Raw genomic sequence first — 1,053 nt, 5'->3', positions numbered from 1 at the left:
AAATGAAAAATTTATAAAAAGCGTAAAAGATGGATATGAATACATAAAAAAAAGAGAGAAATTTTATACAACTGCCTCAGAAGTTTATAATCAAAATCCCATTTATAGACTTACCTTTGAAAAAAAAATTCAAAACGAAAATATTCATATAGAAATTATAGAAGATTTTTTAAAAAACTTTGCCAAAAGATTAAATATAAATGAAAAAGATTTACCTATAATTACAAATAATCCTAATAACGGGGATTCTGGGACTTATGATTTTACAAATAATATTTTAAGTTTAAACCCAAAAACGTATTTTATTGATTTCATCGATACTATTATACATGAATTTAGACATTTTTATGTTAGTCATATAAATATCAACTCCAACAATAGCTTAGAAAGGTTACTTTTTTTAAACACAGTAAATTTGTATATACAATGGAATTATCATGATATTTTTAATGCTTACAATAAAAAATGTTTGCTTTTTGATAGTGTAGAATATGGAACACAAAAATGTTTTATAGATAAAACCTACTATGAAAGTAGAAAAAAGATTGTAGTTACAAAAGATAAAAAAAAGAATTTAACAGATTCTCCTTTATATTTTATACAACCAAGCGAAAGAGATGCTAGGATTACTGCTGGTAAATTTAGAGAAAAAATAGGAATAATATAATGAATAATAACATAGGGCCTTTACCAAATACAAAAAAATATGAACAATTTTTGCAAACTAGAAAAGAATCAAATGCACTTTATTTAGGTGTAAATACTAATATAAAATGTTTTAACAATATATGTCCTAGTGAAAAACAAGGTTGGTTAATTGGATACTTGATAGATGGTGAACTTGATAAATTTTACAATCCCAAATTTGGTATTTATTTAGGTAAAATCATATTTAATAAAAAAGGCAACAAACTCCTACCAAAATACATACCTACAAGTATTGAAAATTTAGAAGAAGAGGTTAAGAAAATCAAAAATCTTCTATGGATAGCTGAAAAAAATGATAATTATGTTAAACCTAAAATTACACCTACAACAGAAGGACAAAGCTAC

Annotated in this window: 2 pseudogenes; both read left to right on the top strand. The window is 24.0% G+C overall.

Features of this window, described 5'->3' with window-relative positions:
- Window positions 1-667, top strand: a pseudogene (locus tag L8W69_RS09160) (hypothetical protein); the annotation flags it as partial.
- A pseudogene (locus tag L8W69_RS09155) lies at window positions 667-1,053 on the top strand (hypothetical protein); the annotation flags it as partial. The pseudogenes L8W69_RS09160 and L8W69_RS09155, both read left to right, overlap by 1 nt.

Source organism: Campylobacter sp. CNRCH_2016_3089, assembly GCF_025772505.1.
GTDB lineage: Bacteria > Campylobacterota > Campylobacteria > Campylobacterales > Campylobacteraceae > Campylobacter_D > Campylobacter_D lari_D.
The sequence above is the reverse complement of the archived record's forward strand: the minus strand, read 5'-3'. Positions and strand labels throughout refer to the sequence as shown.